This is a genomic window from Roseibium alexandrii DFL-11 (genome assembly GCF_000158095.2).
Taxonomy (GTDB): Bacteria; Pseudomonadota; Alphaproteobacteria; order Rhizobiales; family Stappiaceae; genus Roseibium; species Roseibium alexandrii.
In genome coordinates this window covers 5,219,939-5,238,154 of sequence record NZ_CM011002.1, presented here as the reverse complement: position 1 = coordinate 5,238,154, position 18,216 = coordinate 5,219,939, and the positions used below count along the sequence as shown (strand labels likewise).

Genomic DNA, 18,216 nt, shown 5'->3' with positions numbered 1-18,216 from the left:
GTTTGGGAGAGCGATTATGAAAAGCAACGCCCTCTTCGAACTGGGGATGGACTTGGAGGCTCGCGTAGCAGAAGACGCAATCAGCGTTGCCGAGCCAAGAAGCACCACCCAGAAGGAAGAAAACGTTTCGACTGCGGCCTCTGTCTATTCAGACGACCGCTTGGATCACTTCATTGAAAAAGAAGGGGTCCACTGCGCTGGTGCGCATTTGATTATCGACCTTTACGATGCTGAACGCATTGATGATCTCGCCTATATGGAAGAGACCATGCGCGCGTGTGTCGAAGAGGCCGGAGCAACCTTGTTGCACATTCACCTGCACCCCTTCGAGCCGACCGGTGTATCAGGCGTTGCGGTGCTGGCGGAAAGTCACATCTCTGTCCACACATGGCCGGAAGCTGGCTATGCTGCATTTGACGTCTTCATGTGCGGAGACGCGCAGCCAGAAAAATGCGTTGAAGTGCTGCGCAAGGCTTTCAAGCCGGGCAAGACTGCTGTTTCCGAGCTGCTGCGCGGGCGTGAGGTGGCGAACCAGCTGTCAAAACCGCATGCTTTGGATGCAGCAGAATGAGCAACGGTCTGGTCTTCAACGAAACGCTCCATCCAGGCGTTCAGGTCAGCTACACCTGCGACGAGATCCTCTATCAGGAAAAGACAGAGCACCAGGATCTGGTGCTCTTTTCCAATCCTGTATTTGGAAAGATCCTGATGCTCGACGGGGTGACCCAAGTCACCACGCGGGACGAATTCATCTACCATGAGATGATGTCCCATGTGCCGATCATCGCCCACGGCGCGGCAAAGTCTGTTCTGATCGTTGGCGGCGGTGATTGCGGCTTGGCCGAAGAAGTTCTGAAGCACGCAAGCGTAGAAAGCCTCGTTCAGGTCGAGATCGACAAGTCGGTCGTCGATTTTTCCGAGGAGCATTTCGCCGACTTTAACAAGGGCGTTCTTGAGAACCCGCGGTTTGAGCTGGTGATTGAAGACGGCCTGAAATTTGCCGCTGAAACAGACCGGCGTTTTGATGTTGTGATCGTCGACAGCACCGACCCGCATGGCCCAGGGGCAGTCCTCTTCTCAGAAGAGTTCTATCGCGACATTCACCGCATCCTGACCCCTGGCGGGATCCTGGTGACGCAAAACGGCGTGCCGTTTTTGCAAAGAGACGAGCTTGTCACCAGTGTCGAACGGTTCTCCCGCATCTTCAAGGACGCAGCGGCTTACATTGCGGCCATTCCGACCTATTTCGGTGGTCACATGACCCTTGGATGGGCGAGCGACAATGTGGACTTGCGCAAGCAAGCTGTGTCCGTTCTTGAGGAGCGTTTCAAGGCTGCGGGTTTCGGCACCCGGTATTACACGCCCGATGTCCATGCTGCCTCTTTCGCACTTCCAAAGTTCATCCTCGACGCAGTCGAAGAAGGTCGGGCAAAAGCTTAAGGTCTGTGTGAAATTTTAGTTTATAAAAGGCGGGGATGGACCCCGCCTTTTTCATATTTGCTGTAGGCGTCAATCCCTGGCTTCCAGCCAGATACGGGCCGTGTCCATGTCTCTTGATTGAAACCCATCTGCGAGTTTTTGCCCGACAACAGCCCCAAATTTATAGCCGTGCCCGGAGCATGCGGAGACAACCGTCACCTTGCCCTCTGTTGTGCAGAAGAAATGCTCGTCTGATGTGAAGGTGTAAGCGCAGGTAACGACATCATCGACCTTGTATTCCTTGATCCGGCCGAACGGCGGCGAGAAGTAGTCACGCAAAGTTTCCCCTTCACCGGCCTTGGCAACCCGGTCCTGATCGGGTTCTGCTGTGTATTTGTGAATACCAGCACCAAACTTAAGCCCCGTTCCCGGGACCGGCGGCAGAACGTAGCCGTCGATGGCTCCACCGGGGTCGAGAATCGCGGGACCGGCAGCCCAAGCCGCCTTTAGGTCTTCTGGCGGCGTGAGATACACAACAGCCGTCCTGTAGGTGGTGAGGCTTGTTTTGAATTTTGGAAACAGGCCGAGCGTCCAGGCACCGGCCGTGACAATCACATGATCCGCACGAAGCACAGATCCATCGGCGAGCGTGACTGATCCAGCTTCCGGATCGACCGACCTAACACGCGTATTCTCGCGGATGTCAGTTCCTTTTTCCAAAAGCCAATCCCTGAGATCACCGGCAATCTTTTGGCACAGCAGAACACCGCCCTCGTCGCTATAGGCGCCCCAACGGATCGTGTTCGCATCAATGAACGGAAAGCGCGTTGCAGTCTCTATGGCGCTCATGTCATCGAACGGGTAACCACCCTCAATCAGACCGATACGGTACTCATCGCCGCCGTCCCCTTCGATCTGAGAAAGAAGCAGAAAGCCGGTTTCCAAGAGATATTTTTGGCCAATGTCGGCCCACATTTCGTCCCAGGCTGCGTACGCGTCACCGATCCGGCGCTGATACCCGCCATGCCCACCATAGGCCCGGCGGATGATCCTGTGCTGATCGCCGGAAGCCGACAAAGGATTGGGGATTGGGCCCTGTTCAATCAGCGTGACTGACACGCCGCGTTTGGTGAGAGCCCAGGCGGTGGACAGGCCGGATATTCCGGCCCCGACAATTATGACAGACATGAAGACTTCCCGAGATATGCGGCGCGCAGGTTAGCTCGCCATACGCCAAGTGCAATATGTGATTTTCCGGAATTCGTGCATGCCGCATATGTGTTTGTGATTGCCGCAGTGACAAAAGCCTCTACTTTGCCACCCGGACACACTGCAGCGCCTCCATTTTGGCGAGAGGAGATCGCACCTTGCTGGAAATTGAAAAGAGCGAACCGGAGACCCTGGCACAGCGGCGGCTGTCGGATTATCCCGACTGGGGCTACCTCCTCCGGGAGTATTACGAGGTCTATCGCTTTTTGTCCTCTGGCGGCAGTGACCGTATCCGGGCGCATCAGCGCGCTGTCCGCGAGGCGATATCCCGCGTCATAAAGTCAAATTCCGAACTTCGTTTCGATGCCCCGGCCCACAAACCGGTGACCGCCCATCTGAAACGGGCTTTGGACGAAGGACGCCTGGAACGCACAGCCACTTTGATCCGCTCCATTGAATCCGTGCAGGACCAGCTGACATGGCAATACGGCTATGAGAAAGTCCCACGGGGGCTCGACAAGAAATACGCCTATGCCGAACTCTGCGGCCCCAACGGCCCAATCCTGACGACAGAGGTGATCTTGGGGCTCGTTCTCTTCGCCCCAAATTGCACCTATCCGGCGCACTCCCACGACGGGATTTCAGAGAGTTACATCTGCCTTTCCGGCGCCGTTTCTGAAAACCATCAGGGCGTTTATGCGCCTGGATCGATGATCTTCAACCCGCCGGAACACGCCCACCGCATAACGGTGTCCAAAACAGAACCGGCCCTGTTGGCCTACGCGTGGACCGGCCCGCAGGACAAGCTGGCAGGTCAGAAGATGGTTTTCAGCCGAAAGCGCAGCTAATCAGCAAGGTCGGCGTTGGCCATCAAGAGCGGCGCAATGCCGACCGCTATGCTGTCCGGGACTTGATCCGCGACATTTTTGTAAAGATCCCGGTCCTCGGCCGGGATTGCCCATCAAGCCGCAACAGCTTCATCGGCAATTGAACATCGAATGTCGAGATCTGCGCTTACCAGCTTGCCGTCCGAAGCAACCCAGGCCGGTTCACCGAGAAGCTTGGTCTCATGGATGCCGAGCGTTGGGAAACTGAGGCCCATGGAATGCGCGGTCGCCACCCGGTGGCCCGGCTTGGGATTGAGACCGCAACAGATCTCACGCGTCCCCAGTTTCAAATGGTGTGCAATGTCCCACTCCAGAACCACACCCTGGTGCCGTGTCACCACCCAGCAGTGACCATCAACGCAGGTCCCGTTCTTTTCTTCCGGAAAGAAGTAGCCGTAGACATATCCGGCCTCGAGCCCTGCCGCCCGGAGACACGCAATCAGATACGTATTGATGTCAACGCAGGACCCTTCGGTCAGACCGCAGGAGATATAGGGAACTTCGTCGAGGCCGTCATTGAAGCGCACCTCCGGATGACCGTAGTGAAACTTCTCGGCAACCGCATTGACGATCGCCTCAATGGCCGCGTGACCGTCTTTTGAGCTGTCAACGAGCACGCGCACGTCGTCAGCAAGCTCGTTGGCCGCGCGCGTGAACCGGTTCAACCGGGGCTGAAACATCGGCTCCGGATAACCCGAGCCGCCATCTGCATAGGCATAAGAGACAGTTACCGGCGTTCCCTCATCGGGTGAAATCAGAGCCGCTATTTGCCCCGTTGAGACTTCGCCGCTCAGCTCAACAGTGCCACCTTCCACCTTGAAAGAGACGGGTGTCTGGTGCGGGGTTGGAATTCCGGCCGGAACCAACAATTTCCGGCCGAATTCCTGGTCAGGCTGAATGGTTACATTGACAAAGATGGACATGGTACCCCCTCAAGTCCGAATTTGGTTTAGACGATCATCTGGAACAAAAGTCCGGACAGAACCGCACCAGTGAAACCAAGTCCAAGGTAGGTTGCGAACACTGGCGGCTTGACCAGCGACCACACGGCAGCCATAGCCGGAATGGAGCTGACAGCACCTGCGATCATGAAGGCCATCGCAGCGCCTGCGCCCATGCCCTGGTCCATCAGACCTGCAAGCAGCGGCGGAGCCACGTAGCTGTTGAGGTAGGCCGGCATTCCGACCAAAGCCGAAATGACAATGGTGCCAACACCTTCGCCGCCAACAACCCGCGCAATCATGTCCGCAGGCACATAGGTGACCAGCAACGCCTCGAGAACATAAGCCAGGGCCAGCCACTTCACGAGGAACAGGGCATTCGCCTTAAGCTCCGCGCCAAATGTGCTCGTGCGCTCACCCTCTTTCCAGAATTGCCAAACTGGCCGACCGGTCTTTGGCGATGTGCCACAGCCACAGCCAGAGACGGACGATCCGACACGCACAGGATCTGAAAACAGGCCTGAGCGGATGGCAAATGCCACCAACGCGCCGCCGAACAAACCAAGCGCCACCGCGAAGACCGCCTTGCCAATGGCAAACTCCCAGCCGAGTGCACCCGCTGTGATCAACAGCGTCGGCGGATCGATCAGCGGCGACGACAGCCAGAATGCCATGATCGCAGACAGCGGAGCACCGACCGCCAGAAGACCGGCAATGAACGGGATCACTTCACATGAACAGAAAGGTGCCAGCCCACCAAACAAAGCCGCCAGAACGATCGCCTGCGTTTCCCGTCCTTCAAAGGCTTTGCCCACATACGATTCTGCTCCGGCCGCTTTCAGCCACGCAATCAACAGGACCGCGAACGCGATGTAGGGCAAGGTGCCAAGGAACGCCTGAATAGCAAAGCTCACGAACGGCACGAACTGAACCTGATCCAGGAGCAGGACCAGAACTGGAACGGTCACTACGATTGCCCAAGGCGACAGGATATAGTCCCGCCCTGGAAACCGTTTAAAGGACCACGTTTTTTTCGATGTGCCTTGGCCATCAGTACCGGATGCGCAACAGCTTGTGTTCTGCGCCACGTCTACGGTCTCAGTCATTTGCCGCTTTCCTTTCAACGCCAAGAACGAAGGACTTGCCCTCTTCCGCGCAGCATTCTTTCAAGATGTATCCGGCCAGCAGTTCCAACCGTTCGAAAGCAGCACGGTTGATTACTGATCGGCCGTCTTTTTCCTGAACCACCAGATCTGCCGAGGCGAGAAACTTCAGATGATGCGCCAGCGTGGACGCTGCCATGCCGGTGCGCGTTTGAATGTCGCCGACACTCAACCCGTCCCGGCCGGCACGGACCAAAGTCAACAACACTTGCAGCCGGGCTTCCGAGCCCAGCGCCGCAAAGCCTTGCGCAGCTTCTTCCAGAACCATGACACACCTCGTCCCTGTCAGCGCAATCAATATAACTACAATTCTAGTTATATAGTTTTTTGAAGTGCGTCAAGAGTATCCGCAGGCAAACGGCAAACATAGTCCGACCTCACGACCCAACGGATCGCAATTCAGCAAACGCTCAGCGACGCGGTAGACATCGGCGATTTATATTACGAGGCTTCTTTCACCTCACCGCCAACTTGGGCAATCCAATCCTGGAGATTGTAATAGGTGGTGATGCGAGCGATCTGGCCGTCGCGAATTTCAAAAAAACTTCCAGCAGGAAGAGCATAGGTCTGGCCGTCGGCCTCCGGCAGTCCTTCATCGGTCGCGATATACGTCCCGTGAACAATGAATTCGGCAGCCGCTCGGGTGCCCTCCTCGTTCACAAACAGAACGATATCGGTCAGGCGCTCTTTGTAGCAGCGGGTCATGTGAACGTTGAACGACCAGAAGGCATCCTTTCCAAGCCGTCGCCCACCCTGATTGACATCATGGATCAGATCCTCGGCGACCAAGCTTTCCATCTTCTTGGTGTCACCGGCATTGAATGCAGCGAAATACGTGTCGATCAGAAAACGCGATTGCTTGTTTGGCATTGGAACTCAACAGGTTGATGTTGTTAGGCTGCAGGGAGTTTGCCGCCCAACGTTGCCGGGGACAAGACCGCATCGCGGCCCTGGTGTACGGAACCTCACCAAAATCATGACAATCAGTCTAAAGGTGCGATCGATCTTTCAAAGCGATAGCCCTCGGATCAGCTGCGCCGACCTGTTGCGCGAAATATTACAATTCAAAAGTTGCGCACAAACAAAATACAAGCAAAATATTTTGAATTACTTTTTAGTATTTGATTACAAATCCAATTTACCCTAGGAAAGAAGAGGTGAGACAAAAAGATAAACACCATGAAAATTAAAGCGTTAAGAGTTTTTGCTTTATTTATCCTGTTGGCGTTGATCGCACTGCCGGCAAAGGCAGAACACATCACAATCGTCACCGAACACCTCCCCCCCTATAACTACCTGGAAGATGGCGAAGCGCTCGGCATGTCGACAGAGGTCGTACAAGCTGCCCTGGATGCTGCCGGCCATACTTACGAAATCAGGTTCATGCCTTGGGCCCGGGCCTACCAGATCGCTTTAACGAAACCCAACACACTGGTCTATTCCATCGCAAGAACGACGGAACGCGAGGCGTTGTTTGCCTGGGTGGGAGAAATCGCGCCGTTTGGAGCGTCCTTATATCAACGCGCGGACCAACCGGTAATCAAGTTAAGCGAGCTAAGTGATGCCAGATTGTTACAAGTTGGTGTCTACCGAGGCGATGCCAAAGAGGCCGTTTTGCGAAAAAACGGCTTTCAAAACCTGCAAACAACAGAAGATGATCATCTAAACCTGCGCAAACTGATGCTTGGGCGCATCGATCTTATTGCGATCGATGACAGTGTGATTGGCCCCCTCCTCGCGGAAGAAGGCATTGCATCAAACAAAGTCCGCCGGACGTTGGGAATCGACGAAGTCAGCGGGCACCTGTACATGGCCTTCCACAAGGAAACGGATCCTGATCTTGTGATATCTGTGCAGCGCGGCCTTGAACTCATCAAGGAAAACGGACAGTACGAACAGATCCTAAACCAATACCTTCTGATCAATTGAGCTGGCTCGGTTCGTCCATTTATGCTGGCGGCATCGCCTTTGTGACTTTCAACCGGCTGTGCAATCTCTATTGCCTGCACTTTTTGTGGCGTGTTGGACTTCCTCGTGTATTCTCCAAACTTGGAAAACCACTCGGAGCGTATCTTGAAACTGGCAATCCTAGCTGCGCTGTGCATCTCATTCGCGTTTACCGCCAAAGCGGAAACACTCGAAATCGTCACAGAGCATCTACCGCCGTTCAACTATCTGGATGATGGCGCTCCGAAGGGGATTGGGACAGAAGTGGTCCAGGCTGTCCTGAAAGAAACAGGCCGCGCTGCTCCGATCCAGTTCTTGCCTTGGGCGCGCAGCTATCAGATGGCATTGCAGACGCCTGGGACTTTGATCTACTCGATCCTCAGAACTCCAGAACGTGAGAACAAATTCGCCTGGATTGGCAAGATCGCACCTTATGGAGTTTCTCTCTATCAGCTGGTCCAAGACAACGCCCCTGACCTCTCATCTCTGGAAGATGCGCGGCTACTGAGGATCGGTGTCTATTTTGGCGACGCGAAAGCCGAGTTTCTTCAAGCCAACGGTTTTACCAATCTGTCTTCCGTTGAAAACGACAGGCTAAACCTCCGCAAACTGCTCCTTAAGCGCATAGACCTGATGATCATTGATGATGCTGTCATCAACGAACTCATCGAACTTGAGGGGGTGGATCCAAGCAAAATTCGCCGTGCGCTGCCAATTCAAGAGCTGAGCGGATACGCTTATATGGCCTTTCAGAAAGACACGAATCCAAAGCTTGTCGAAGAATTTCGGCGCGGGCTGGAAAAAGTCAAAGAGACCGGCGTTTTTGATGCCATCCTTGAAGAATATTATCTGATCAACTGACACTTTAAAATCGTTTCGTCCGAAAATCAGAAGATCGGAAATCCGCGGCTCCGCCATTGTGATCGCGGCACGGGTTGACCGACCCGCAGGCTGAAGCTCTCAACCCGCGTAATCGCGCGATCCACCTGGCAGCGGAAATCGACATTGTGCCACGTGCCGAACGTTCGGAACGCCGCACCGCTCGGCCTTAACACCGTTAGACCGGGAGGCGTTTGGAATGTCGGCAGGAGATCCGGCAGGATTGGCGGATTTTGAGCCTGTAGTTGCGCCCGCAGCTCTGTTGCGCACAAAAGGTTCAAGCGCTCGCTGTCCGACATGCCGCGCATGGCAGTCCGCACACGCCCATCTGCAAGCAAGTCGCCTGACAACAGTCTGCGAGCTGGTCGCAGAGCTTCACCACGCGGGGCGGAAGACGTCACCCCCACTGGCACAGGCGGTTTCGTCCGTGGGATCGCAGCAACAACCGTTTGTGTCTCCGTCCCCTTGGGCTCACCTTCAACCGGTTCGTCCAGTGTCATCTCAGGTGTTGCCTCAGGAGGCGTCGGCAGCTCCTCCGGCTCTTCAGTTGCACCAGCCTCTACGGGCTCAGCAGTCTCGTCTTTGTCCAAGGCTTCAGGTTGCTCGGGGCCAGGGTCGGCCTGCTCGGGGGCAGCGTCTTCCGGTTCCCCAACAGGTTCAACAGTCTCCCCAGCCTCGACAGGCAGAGGCGTTTCGATCTCGGGCGCGTCTAACTCACGCTCGTCGAGCGAGGCCTCATCGACTTCCGCATCTTCAACTGGAGTTTCTGGCTCTGGCTCTGGCTCTGGCTCTGGCTCTGGCTCTGGCTCTGGCTCTGGCTCTGGCTCTGAAGCATCTGCCGTTTCAATCGGCGTGTCTTCTAAATTCGGCTCTTCCAGGTTGGTTTCTGCCTGTTGCGGCTCTCCCAGCTCGCTGCCTTCGGGCGCTGTATCTTCATCGCCAAACTCAATGACAGGCTGTAAAACAGGGATCTCCGGGAGTTCCTGGTTTTCCTCAGGTCCCTCAGGCTGCACGTCTTCTTCTGGCTCCTGCTCGGCCTCTTCTTCTTGAGGCTCTTCAGGTGCCGGCTCTTCTTCCTCGACCGGAGGCTCTTCCTCGGCAGCTTCTTCTTGTGGAGCCTCCTCTTCCTCCAAGGGTACGGGCTCCGGCGAAACCGGCTCTGGAAGTGTCACCAGCTCCACCTCAACCGACTCCACTCCCTCAGGTGGCCGATGCCCTTGAAATCCCCCAACCAGAAGCAGCGCCGCCAAACCGTGCAGGATCAGGGACACGACGACGCCGGTTGCAAACCCGATGCGGGGGGCAACTTCGGGCGTTTCGGGACGCTTTTCCGGAATTTCGAGAATGGTCAAACGGTTCGCCTTGCCTTGCCCGGCAAACGGGCGCGCTCAATCTTTCGCTTCTTATCAAAAAACCCGGCAGAAATGTGCCGGGTTTTCATCAAGTTATCGCGAAGGCCGATCAGCTGTCGAGGAACGACCGCAGCTTGCGAGACCGGCTCGGGTGCTTCAGCTTCCGGAGCGCCTTGGCCTCGATCTGACGGATACGTTCACGGGTCACCGAGAACTGCTGCCCGACCTCTTCCAGCGTGTGGTCGGTGTTCATGCCGATGCCGAACCGCATCCGAAGGACGCGTTCTTCACGCGGCGTGAGGGACGCCAGAACGCGGGTCGTGGTTTCACGCAGGTTCGACTGGATCGCCGCATCAATTGGCAGAACTGCGTTCTTGTCCTCGATGAAGTCGCCGAGATGGCTATCTTCCTCGTCACCAATCGGTGTTTCGAGCGAGATCGGCTCCTTGGCAATCTTCAGAACCTTCCGAACTTTTTCCAGCGGCATCTGAAGCTTTTCAGCCAACTCTTCCGGCGTCGGCTCACGGCCGATTTCGTGGAGCATCTGGCGTGATGTCCGCACGATCTTGTTGATCGTCTCAATCATGTGCACCGGAATACGGATCGTCCGGGCCTGGTCAGCAATCGAACGCGTGATCGCCTGCCGGATCCACCATGTCGCATAGGTCGAGAACTTGTAACCGCGGCGGTATTCAAACTTGTCCACCGCCTTCATCAGGCCGATGTTGCCTTCCTGAATGAGATCGAGGAACTGAAGGCCGCGGTTAGTGTATTTTTTCGCAATGGAAATCACCAGACGCAGGTTCGCCTCGACCATTTCCTTCTTTGCGATCCGTGCTTCGCGCTCACCCTTTTGCACCATCGCAACAATGCGGCGGAATTCGGTGATCTCAAGGCCCGTCTCGGTTGCCAGCGTCTGGATTTCGTGACGCAGCTCGCGGACGTTTTCCTTTTCCTTGGCGATGAAGTTCTTCCAGCCGCGGGTTGACAGGTTCGCAACCTTGCGCAGCCAATTCGGATCAAGCTCCGCGCCCTGGTATTGCTTCAGGAAGTCCTGGCGGTCGACATTGTAGCTGTCCGCCAGACGCAGAAGACGGCCTTCATAGCCCATCAAGCGCTTGTTGATGTCGTAGAGCTGAGCGACCAGAGCATCGATACGGTTCTGGTTGAGCGACAAGCTCTTCACGTCGACGACAATGTCTTCCTTAAGCTTCTTGTAGCGGCGCTCCTGGCTTGGAGACAGGGTCTTGTTGGCCAGTTTGTTCTCGACAAGCTGGTCCTGCAGACGGCGCAGCTTCTTGTAGTCGTCAGCGATGCGGTCGAAGGTTTCAAGAACCTGCGGCTTCAGCTCTGCTTCCATGGCAGACAGCGATACATTGGACTCGAACTCATCGTCGTCGTCCTCACCGTCGCCTTCGCTATCTTCATTTTCCGTGTTCTCAGACGGGCCATCAGTCTGGTTCTGAGAACCACTCTCGCCGTTTTCGCTTTCCGGCTCATCATCGTTGTCACCGGTCGGACCCGCCTTCGCGTCCGGGCCAGCGTATGTGGCTTCCAGATCGATGATGTCACGCAGGAGAACCTGCGCTTCATTGAGTTCGTCGCGCCAGATGATAATAGCCTGAAACGTGAGCGGGCTCTCGCAAAGGCCGGCGATCATCGCCTCACGGCCAGCTTCGATCCGCTTGGCAATCGCGATCTCGCCTTCGCGCGACAAAAGCTCAACGGAGCCCATTTCTCGTAGGTACATCCGAACCGGGTCATCGGTCCGGTCCGCAGGTTCCTTGCCTGTAGTGGTTTTGGCAACTGCAGAGGATTTGGCTGCGACGAGCTCGCCACCATCAACCTCTTCCGGTGCGTCTTCGGCTTCTTCAGCCTCGATCACATTGATGCCCATGTCCGAGAACATGGACATAATGTCTTCGATCTTTTCAGAAGAGTTTTGATCGGACGGAAGAACTTCGTTGAGTTCATCGTATGTCACGTAGCCGCGTTTTTTCGCGGCCTTGATCATCTTTTTGACAGCAGCATCCGACAAATCCAGCAACGGGCCGTCGGCATTGTCCGCGCCCTGTTCTTGATTGTCGTCAGCTTGTGTCGCTTTGGCTACCATATCGTGCTCCAATTCACGGCCTTGGATCGGCCGCGCCGCGCCCTGTTTGGCTCAAACCTACATTTCCGGCGCGCCAGCACTGCTGCGGCGGCTGCCAGACGAATCATCTTGTTCTGCAGGTTGTAAGCCGTGTCCCTTAAGTCCCAATTAACTGCTCACTTATCGACAATGTCATTAATTGCATCGACAATGCACGCAGTACCCGGTTTCGCGACCGCACGTGCGTTCGCGTTTTTCTGTTTCAGCGGCTTGCAGCTTTGTTCTGACTATTGGCCGTCAGCAGCTAGAAGGCTGAGGCTCGCGAAGGCTGCAAAACCTCTATTTAGCTCGACGCGCACGATTCGCAAGTGTGATTCGGCAGTGGTCAATAAGTTTTCGGTATTTTCCGCTGCATTTTGCGCGATTTTCCGGACCAAACGCCGGTAGCAACGGCAAACGGAAAAAACCATTATCCCGCTGCGACTTGGCTTGCGCCCCCGGCATCTCCGTTTGAACGGATTTTCTTCGCTCTTTCGGCGAGTTCCCCTTCTTCACGAGCGCACTCTTCCCGGCGCCGGGTGAGGTCTTGTGTCAAAGCCTGTATTCTCTGCCACGCAAGCTCGTCAATCTGATCATCCGCAGCATTGAGTTCGGATTGCAGCTCTTCTTCCAGGGCATTCAATTCCAAGACGTCAAGGAAGTGCAGGAACGCCGCCCCGACAAAGTCTTCGGGCGGATTGGCTTTCAGCAAGGGGAAACGGTGATTGAGTGCATAGAACTCGGCCTGTTTTTGTTCTTGAAGGCCAATGGTCTCAAGGACCATCTCGTGCATCACATCGCGCAGCGGGTCATCAAAGGACGCAATCAAATCGGAAATAGCAGCAGTTTCCAGATCATCGACGATACGGCACAGCGCATCTCGAACACCGATGTGCAGCTCATTGACCAGAGGCAAGCCGGAGACCCGCTCAAAATTGCGATCGAGCAAATCCGGGAACCGCATACAGAGACCCAAAACAAGCCGCTCGATTCCAAAGTCATCGCTGACGGCAACCCGTTCGCGCGCAAGACCGATAACGTTGGCGGACGGGTCTGCACCTGGCTTCTTTCCGCCCTTCCGGTCGTTTCGGGAGAGTTCGAAAAAGAGATTTGAGAGCTTGAACTTCAGATCAAGCTGGTAACGCCGTTTGACCCGATCGTCTCGAATAGTTCCAATCAGGTCATCAAACCGCTTTTCCAAAGCCGCCTTGCGCTCCGGCGTATCCAGCCGTGCAACGGAGATCTCGCGATCCCAAACAACGTCAAACAGGTTTCGAGACTTTTCAGCCTCGGCCCAGAAGCCTTCAACTCCGCGCTGTTTGACCAAGTCATCCGGGTCCATACCGTCCGGCAAGAAGTTGAACTGGAACGAATAGCCGCTTTTGAGAACCGGAAAGATCCGATCAATCGCGCGGTGCGCTGCTGATATCCCGGCGGCATCCCCGTCAAAACAGACCATGGGTTCCGGTGCAAACCGCCACAACCGCAGGATCTGATCCTCCGTAAAAGCGGTGCCAAGCGAGGCAACGACATGTAGAATGCCCGCTTGATACAGGGCAATCGCATCCATATAGCCCTCAACGACAAGCGCCTGGCCGGATTTGAACGCAGGTTCCCGTGCCCTGTGAGCGTTGAACAGCATTGCCCCTTTATGAAAGAGCGGCGTTTCCGGCGAGTTGAGGTATTTGGGTTGCCCATCTGGCAGCATGGTCCTCCCGCCAAAAGCCACCACCCGGCCACGGTCATCCTGGATCGGGATCATAAGCCGGCCACGGAACCGGTCATAGGATGGTCGCGCATCATCGGGCTTGATCAACAAACCTGCCTCGATCATCGCAGGTTCTTCAACCCCTCGGCCCTTCAGGTGTGACTTCAAGGCGTCCCGGCTGTCGGGTGCAAAGCCAAATCGGAACTCACGCAAGGTTTCCGGCGTTAGCCCACGTTTTTGGACATAGGCTCGCGCGCCCTCGCCGCGCGGACCTGCAAATTGGGCCTCAAAAAACTGGGCGGCCATTTCGCAGATATCCGCAAGACTCGCCCGCTTCTGCTCCCGGCGGGCAGCTTGCGGATCCGGGGCGGGCAAGGCGACACCTGCCTGATCAGCCAAACGCTCAACGGCTTCCGGAAAACTGAGCCCCTCAGTTTCAGTGATGAACTTGAAGTGATCCCCAGAAGCCCCGCAACCGAAGCACTTGTAGCGGTTACGCCGATCATCAACGTGAAAACTTGGGCTCTTTTCCTGGTGGAACGGGCAGCATGCCCAGTAGTCCCCCTTGCCCGGCTGGGTCTTCCTACGGTCCCATGTCACCCGCCGTGCCACGATTTCCGAAAGCGGCAATCGGGCTCGAATCTCATCAAGAAGGCGCGGCTCAAATCGCATGAAAGGAACGGTATCCGTGTGAATAAATTGCAGCAAGCAAGGCGATCTCAAACCGCCAAGCTGCTTAACTCAAAATAGGGCTTATTGGCCGGCTTCGCTACCGGATTGACAGGGCCAAAGCGATCTGGGGATGACTTGTGCGAAACTGCACCGGCAACCTTACCAGTGCCGTGCGGGAGGCCAGACGTTCAGTTTGCGCTTTTGCCGTCTACTTCGCTTACTGGTTCACTGCCAGCGTTATCGTTGTTGCCGTTCCGCAGCATGTCCCGCATGACACAAGAAGCCTGCACGAAGTCCATCTGGCCGGGATAGCGGGATTTAAGCTCGTTCATGCATCTGCCGATGTCCCGCAAACCATGGGCTTCAATTTCCCGCACAGTTTCTTCGCATGCCGACCGCACTTCATCTTCGTTTAACTGCTCCGGCAAGAATTCTCGAATGATGGCCTGCTCGGTGCGTTCTTGCTCCGCAAGGTCCAGCTTGCCGCTGTTTTCGAAATCGGCAGCGGATTCATCACGCTGGCGGACCATTTTCTGAAGGATGTCAATCACTTCATCCCCGTTGATCCCGTCTTTGCCGTTTTCCCGGGCAGCACTTTCCCGGTCTTTGACAGCAGTTTGAACGAGCCGAAGAGTGGCGCAGCGGCGTTTGTCGCCGGCATCTTGTGCAGCCCTTAAGGCCGCGTTGATTCTGTCTCGCATCACATCGCGCATGGTTTGCCCCACCCCTGCCGTATAAACCGGTCAGTGTGCTTTACACCCACCAGTTCATTTAAGCCAAGCAATTGAATTTCAAAGATCTTTTTTCATAGGATCAATATTGACGATCCTGCCCGCTTCCCATAGAGTCCCGCGCTTAATGCAGACGGCCAGATGCAAGGAATTCCTTCGCTCCGATCGCCTTTCCTGCAGTGCATGATGTCACCATCAAACTCTGGATACAAGACATGACGACTGCAGACGCATGGTCTGACACCCCGGCGACCGCCCTGCTTGTGCTCTCCGACGGCAGCGTGATCGAAGGATACGGCCTCGGCGCAACCGGCCAAGCGGTTGGAGAAATTTGTTTTAACACCGCGATGACCGGTTATCAGGAGATCCTCACGGACCCATCCTATTCCGGCCAAATCATCACGTTCACGTTTCCTCACATCGGCAATGTCGGCACCAACGTCGAAGACATTGAAACCGTAAACATGGCTACAGACAGCGGCATCCGCGGCACTGTGCTTGCCGCCTCGATCACAGATCCGGCCAATTACCGTGCTGCACAGCACCTCGATGCCTGGCTCAAAAGCCGCAACATCATTGGCATCAGCGGTGTCGATACCCGCGCGCTCACAGCGTTGATCCGCGAAAAAGGCGTCCCGAACGGCGTCATTGCCCATGATCCGGACGGCAACTTTGATCTGGATAACTTGAAATTGGCCGCTGCCAACTGGCCCGGCCTCGTCGGCATGGACCTCGCCAAAGACGTATCGACCACCCAAACACACAGATGGTCACAAAAGACCTGGGCTTGGGATGGAGGCTATTTGGATGCCGATGGCGGCAAGTTCAAGGTGGTTGCTCTCGATTTCGGTATCAAGCGGAATATTCTCCGTCTCCTGACCGATGCCGGATGTGACGTCACTGTTCTGCCAGCCAATGCGACCTCCGAAGATATCCTGGCTCACAAGCCTGACGGGGTCTTCCTTTCCAACGGCCCTGGCGATCCAGCCGCAACAGGTGCGTATGCAGTAGGTACGATCAAATCCGTGATCGATGCCGGGCTGCCAGTTTTCGGGATCTGCCTTGGCCATCAGATGCTCGCACTGGCACTTGGCGGTAAGACCATCAAGATGCACCAGGGTCACCATGGCGCGAACCATCCCGTACTGGATCAAACATCCGGTAAAGTGGAAATCACGTCCATGAACCACGGCTTTGCAGTGGATGCGGAAAGCCTGCCGGACAACGTGCAGCAGACCCATGTGTCTCTGTTCGACGGTTCCAACTGCGGCTTGGAGATGAAAGACAAGCCGGTCTTTTCGGTTCAGTACCACCCGGAGGCCTCTCCCGGCCCGCGGGACAGCCGCTACCTGTTCAAGCGCTTTACTGACCTTATGGAAACCGCTAAGGCAGCCTAAGCCTAATCGGCTTAGACATAATGTCTCTAAAAAACAAAAACGGCAGCCGAATTGGCTGCCGTTTGTCGTCAGAGATGCATCTGATTGGCGTTTAACCGCGCAACTGAGCGAACGCCCCCAAGATCTGGTCGACTTCTGCAATCTGCTCGTCCAGCATCTGCTTCTGCTCCAGCAGAATCTCTTGTTGGGAAAGGCAAATGCTTTGAAGTTCAGCGAATTGTTCCTGGCGCGGCGTGCTGCCTTCAACCAGGGCAATCACGCGGCGAATTTCAACAAGGGTCAGGCCAATTTTCTTGGCTTGCAGGATAACACGCATGCGGGACACATCACGCGCTCCGTAGAACCGGCGAGCACCCTTGCGAACCGGATGCAGCAACCCTTTTTCTTCGTAAAAGCGGAGTGTGCGGAGCGTGACGCCAAACTTTTCCGACATTTCGGAAATGGCCAGCGGTCGGTCATCTTGCGGAACTTCAGTATCCGGACCCGCGATATCCGGAACAACCACAATATTCGTAGCTATCTTATTCATAGTCTCTTGCCCGATCTTTTTATTTTCCTCAGTCGCATGACAGGTTTTGAAACGCACCAGAGGCACCGGATCCCACCAACCGGGCGCTGGCTATAAAAGCGTTTCAGACGAACCCCAATGTACAACTAAGTGTGTTGAACAACGAAAGCTCACCTGCAGACGTCCGAGATTAAGCACGCCAAGCCTTACACCTAATCCATAGAAAAAATCTAGACTAAATCACGGAGACACGCATTTTTTCGCAGAGTACGTGTCATATAATTACCGTAAAGATACGGCGTTTTCCGATGTATACATGTATTTTTTAGATAAAATTTTTTCTCAGATTTTATAATCTCAAGAAATATGAATTATCGATAATCTAATATACCAGAAACATTACAAAGAACGTTGAAAATTATACACTCACGCGACGACAAGTTCGCAAGTCTAATAATAAGGTAAACTTCCTAATCGACATGATAAATATTACAGTACGCACAGATATTATCGATAATTGGCGCTGTTAAAACGCAACTTCAGCTCTCTATGCTCAAAAGCTGGGGATTTTATTCAAGAAATCAGAATTTCGCGGAAAATGCCTCAGCCCAAACCCCAGCTCGCTCTTAACTCTATTCCCCAAAAGGCAATGAGGATGAAAATTTTCAGAGGAAAAGCCCGTTCAAAAGGGTCTAGCAGGGCAGGTCAATCCGCAAATTCCGCGATTCGGATTAGAGGAAAGTCGCTCCGCAGTCTTACCAACTGCCTCTTAGCCGTAATGTTTGCTGCAAAAAGCAAGCCCCTTTTTTTTTGCGACCATAGTCGCACTATGTGCACTTCCGGATTGACATTTTCGGCCGCAAGATATTTGTGTCAGGAAACAATTACCGACTGCCGATCAAGGCGTTGGTTTCAACACACGCTTAATTTGAAGATGCCAGACTCGAAATCAAAGAACCCGCCCCCCATCATGACGCCGGAACAATTTCGAAGCTGGCGGCGAACACTCGGACTGAAGCAAAAAGATGCTGCTGAGCTGCTCGGCTTGAAAAAGCGCATGATCCAATACTATGAGAAGGGAAACCGAGATGGCCGGCCGGTTGAAATCCCGAAATCAATCCGATTGGCCTGCTACGCCCTATCGCAGGGGATCGCAGACTTCGACGGTGTTACGACGACAGATGCACCGCCCTCCAAGGACAAACCCGACGCCTGATCGAGTTGCCTTGATATAAACATCATGTTTAGCGCGATCCGGGGTTCCCACGCGGC

The 18,216-nt window shown here is 55.0% G+C and carries 17 protein-coding genes; 7 read left to right on the top strand and 10 right to left on the bottom strand.

Translation table 11 applies throughout. The annotated features are described in order from the left end of the window. Positions 1 to 16 precede the first annotated feature (16 nt). Both speD and speE read left to right on the top strand, forming a co-directional pair. Positions 17 to 571: an adenosylmethionine decarboxylase gene (gene speD / locus SADFL11_RS24155; RefSeq protein ID WP_050775990.1), complete on the top strand. Its 555-nt coding sequence runs from the start codon at positions 17 to 19 to the stop codon at positions 569 to 571. After that, a complete protein-coding gene (gene speE / locus SADFL11_RS24150; RefSeq protein WP_008190061.1) occupies positions 568 to 1,440 on the top strand; it encodes a polyamine aminopropyltransferase in 873 nt (290 codons plus the stop codon). The genes speD and speE overlap by 4 nt, the downstream gene beginning before the upstream one ends. Positions 1,441 to 1,509: 69 nt before the next feature. Here speE and SADFL11_RS24145 read toward each other — a convergent pair whose 3' ends face one another. Further along, positions 1,510 to 2,607 (bottom strand): NAD(P)/FAD-dependent oxidoreductase, encoded by a 1,098-nt coding sequence (locus SADFL11_RS24145; protein ID WP_008195447.1) that lies wholly within the window; start codon positions 2,605 to 2,607, stop codon positions 1,510 to 1,512. A gap of 179 nt (positions 2,608 to 2,786) precedes the next feature. Here SADFL11_RS24145 and SADFL11_RS24140 point away from each other — a divergent pair, with 179 nt between their 5' ends. Continuing rightward, positions 2,787 to 3,476 carry a dimethylsulfonioproprionate lyase family protein gene (locus SADFL11_RS24140; protein WP_134853128.1) on the top strand — a complete coding sequence of 230 codons (690 nt, stop codon included), beginning with the start codon at positions 2,787 to 2,789 and terminating at the stop codon, positions 3,474 to 3,476. Between the two features lie 113 nt (positions 3,477 to 3,589). Here SADFL11_RS24140 and SADFL11_RS24135 read toward each other — a convergent pair whose 3' ends face one another. The 4 genes from SADFL11_RS24135 to SADFL11_RS24120 form a co-directional block, all read right to left on the bottom strand. Next, positions 3,590 to 4,438, bottom strand: a complete 849-nt coding sequence (locus SADFL11_RS24135) for a transglutaminase-like domain-containing protein (RefSeq protein ID WP_008191712.1) — start codon at positions 4,436 to 4,438, stop codon at positions 3,590 to 3,592. A gap of 26 nt (positions 4,439 to 4,464) precedes the next feature. Then, a complete protein-coding gene (locus SADFL11_RS24130; protein WP_040450881.1) occupies positions 4,465 to 5,562 on the bottom strand; it encodes a permease in 1,098 nt (365 codons plus the stop codon). Next, positions 5,555 to 5,887 (bottom strand): ArsR/SmtB family transcription factor, encoded by a 333-nt coding sequence (locus SADFL11_RS24125; RefSeq protein ID WP_008189107.1) that lies wholly within the window; start codon positions 5,885 to 5,887, stop codon positions 5,555 to 5,557. The genes SADFL11_RS24130 and SADFL11_RS24125 overlap by 8 nt, the downstream gene beginning before the upstream one ends. 173 nt (positions 5,888 to 6,060) lie before the next feature. Then, positions 6,061 to 6,489, bottom strand: a complete 429-nt coding sequence (locus SADFL11_RS24120) for a ketosteroid isomerase-related protein (protein WP_008194415.1) — start codon at positions 6,487 to 6,489, stop codon at positions 6,061 to 6,063. Between the two features lie 309 nt (positions 6,490 to 6,798). On the opposite strand from SADFL11_RS24120, the gene SADFL11_RS24115 reads away from it, so the two are divergent. Together SADFL11_RS24115 and SADFL11_RS24110 are read left to right on the top strand one after the other, a co-directional pair. Further along, positions 6,799 to 7,548 carry a substrate-binding periplasmic protein gene (locus SADFL11_RS24115; RefSeq protein ID WP_040450882.1) on the top strand — a complete coding sequence of 250 codons (750 nt, stop codon included), beginning with the start codon at positions 6,799 to 6,801 and terminating at the stop codon, positions 7,546 to 7,548. A 144-nt stretch (positions 7,549 to 7,692) separates the two neighbouring features. Beyond that, a complete protein-coding gene (locus tag SADFL11_RS24110; RefSeq protein ID WP_209002697.1) occupies positions 7,693 to 8,427 on the top strand; it encodes a substrate-binding periplasmic protein in 735 nt (244 codons plus the stop codon). A gap of 26 nt (positions 8,428 to 8,453) precedes the next feature. Here SADFL11_RS24110 and SADFL11_RS24105 read toward each other — a convergent pair whose 3' ends face one another. The 4 genes from SADFL11_RS24105 to SADFL11_RS24090 form a co-directional block, all read right to left on the bottom strand. Continuing rightward, complete coding sequence (locus SADFL11_RS24105; protein ID WP_008191714.1) at positions 8,454 to 9,797, bottom strand: DUF930 domain-containing protein; 1,344 nt, start codon at positions 9,795 to 9,797, stop codon at positions 8,454 to 8,456. A gap of 109 nt (positions 9,798 to 9,906) precedes the next feature. Continuing rightward, complete coding sequence (gene rpoD / locus SADFL11_RS24100) at positions 9,907 to 11,910, bottom strand: RNA polymerase sigma factor RpoD (RefSeq protein WP_040450883.1); 2,004 nt, start codon at positions 11,908 to 11,910, stop codon at positions 9,907 to 9,909. A 448-nt stretch (positions 11,911 to 12,358) separates the two neighbouring features. Beyond that, positions 12,359 to 14,308, bottom strand: coding sequence for a DNA primase (dnaG, locus tag SADFL11_RS24095; protein ID WP_040450884.1), 1,950 nt, complete (start codon positions 14,306 to 14,308; stop codon positions 12,359 to 12,361). Positions 14,309 to 14,496: 188 nt separating this feature from the next. Next, positions 14,497 to 15,009: a GatB/YqeY domain-containing protein gene (locus SADFL11_RS24090; RefSeq protein WP_081450616.1), complete on the bottom strand. Its 513-nt coding sequence runs from the start codon at positions 15,007 to 15,009 to the stop codon at positions 14,497 to 14,499. A 245-nt stretch (positions 15,010 to 15,254) separates the two neighbouring features. Between SADFL11_RS24090 and carA the strand changes: the two genes are divergently transcribed. Continuing rightward, positions 15,255 to 16,436, top strand: coding sequence for a glutamine-hydrolyzing carbamoyl-phosphate synthase small subunit (carA, locus tag SADFL11_RS24085; protein ID WP_040452386.1), 1,182 nt, complete (start codon positions 15,255 to 15,257; stop codon positions 16,434 to 16,436). Between the two features lie 91 nt (positions 16,437 to 16,527). Here the strand turns inward: carA and SADFL11_RS24080 are convergent, their stop codons facing one another. Beyond that, on the bottom strand, positions 16,528 to 16,965 hold the full coding sequence (locus SADFL11_RS24080) for a MerR family transcriptional regulator (RefSeq protein ID WP_040452387.1): 438 nt from the start codon (positions 16,963 to 16,965) through the stop codon (positions 16,528 to 16,530). Between the two features lie 949 nt (positions 16,966 to 17,914). Between SADFL11_RS24080 and SADFL11_RS24075 the strand changes: the two genes are divergently transcribed. Next, a complete protein-coding gene (locus SADFL11_RS24075) occupies positions 17,915 to 18,160 on the top strand; it encodes a helix-turn-helix domain-containing protein (protein WP_040452388.1) in 246 nt (81 codons plus the stop codon). The last annotated feature ends 56 nt before the right edge of the window (positions 18,161 to 18,216 follow it).

Coding starts and splice junctions, on each gene's coding strand:
- speD (WP_050775990.1), top strand. CDS start 17: ATGAAAAGCAACGCCCTCTTCGAACTGGGGATGGACTTGGAGGCTCGC.
- speE (WP_008190061.1), top strand. CDS start 568: ATGAGCAACGGTCTGGTCTTCAACGAAACGCTCCATCCAGGCGTTCAG.
- SADFL11_RS24145 (WP_008195447.1), bottom strand. CDS start 2,607: ATGTCTGTCATAATTGTCGGGGCCGGAATATCCGGCCTGTCCACCGCC.
- SADFL11_RS24135 (WP_008191712.1), bottom strand. CDS start 4,438: ATGTCCATCTTTGTCAATGTAACCATTCAGCCTGACCAGGAATTCGGC.
- SADFL11_RS24130 (WP_040450881.1), bottom strand. CDS start 5,562: ATGACTGAGACCGTAGACGTGGCGCAGAACACAAGCTGTTGCGCATCC.
- SADFL11_RS24125 (WP_008189107.1), bottom strand. CDS start 5,887: ATGGTTCTGGAAGAAGCTGCGCAAGGCTTTGCGGCGCTGGGCTCGGAA.
- SADFL11_RS24120 (WP_008194415.1), bottom strand. CDS start 6,489: ATGCCAAACAAGCAATCGCGTTTTCTGATCGACACGTATTTCGCTGCA.
- SADFL11_RS24115 (WP_040450882.1), top strand. CDS start 6,799: ATGAAAATTAAAGCGTTAAGAGTTTTTGCTTTATTTATCCTGTTGGCG.
- rpoD (WP_040450883.1), bottom strand. CDS start 11,910: ATGGTAGCCAAAGCGACACAAGCTGACGACAATCAAGAACAGGGCGCG.
- dnaG (WP_040450884.1), bottom strand. CDS start 14,308: ATGCGATTTGAGCCGCGCCTTCTTGATGAGATTCGAGCCCGATTGCCG.
- SADFL11_RS24090 (WP_081450616.1), bottom strand. CDS start 15,009: ATGCGAGACAGAATCAACGCGGCCTTAAGGGCTGCACAAGATGCCGGC.
- carA (WP_040452386.1), top strand. CDS start 15,255: ATGACGACTGCAGACGCATGGTCTGACACCCCGGCGACCGCCCTGCTT.
- SADFL11_RS24080 (WP_040452387.1), bottom strand. CDS start 16,965: ATGAATAAGATAGCTACGAATATTGTGGTTGTTCCGGATATCGCGGGT.
- SADFL11_RS24075 (WP_040452388.1), top strand. CDS start 17,915: ATGACGCCGGAACAATTTCGAAGCTGGCGGCGAACACTCGGACTGAAG.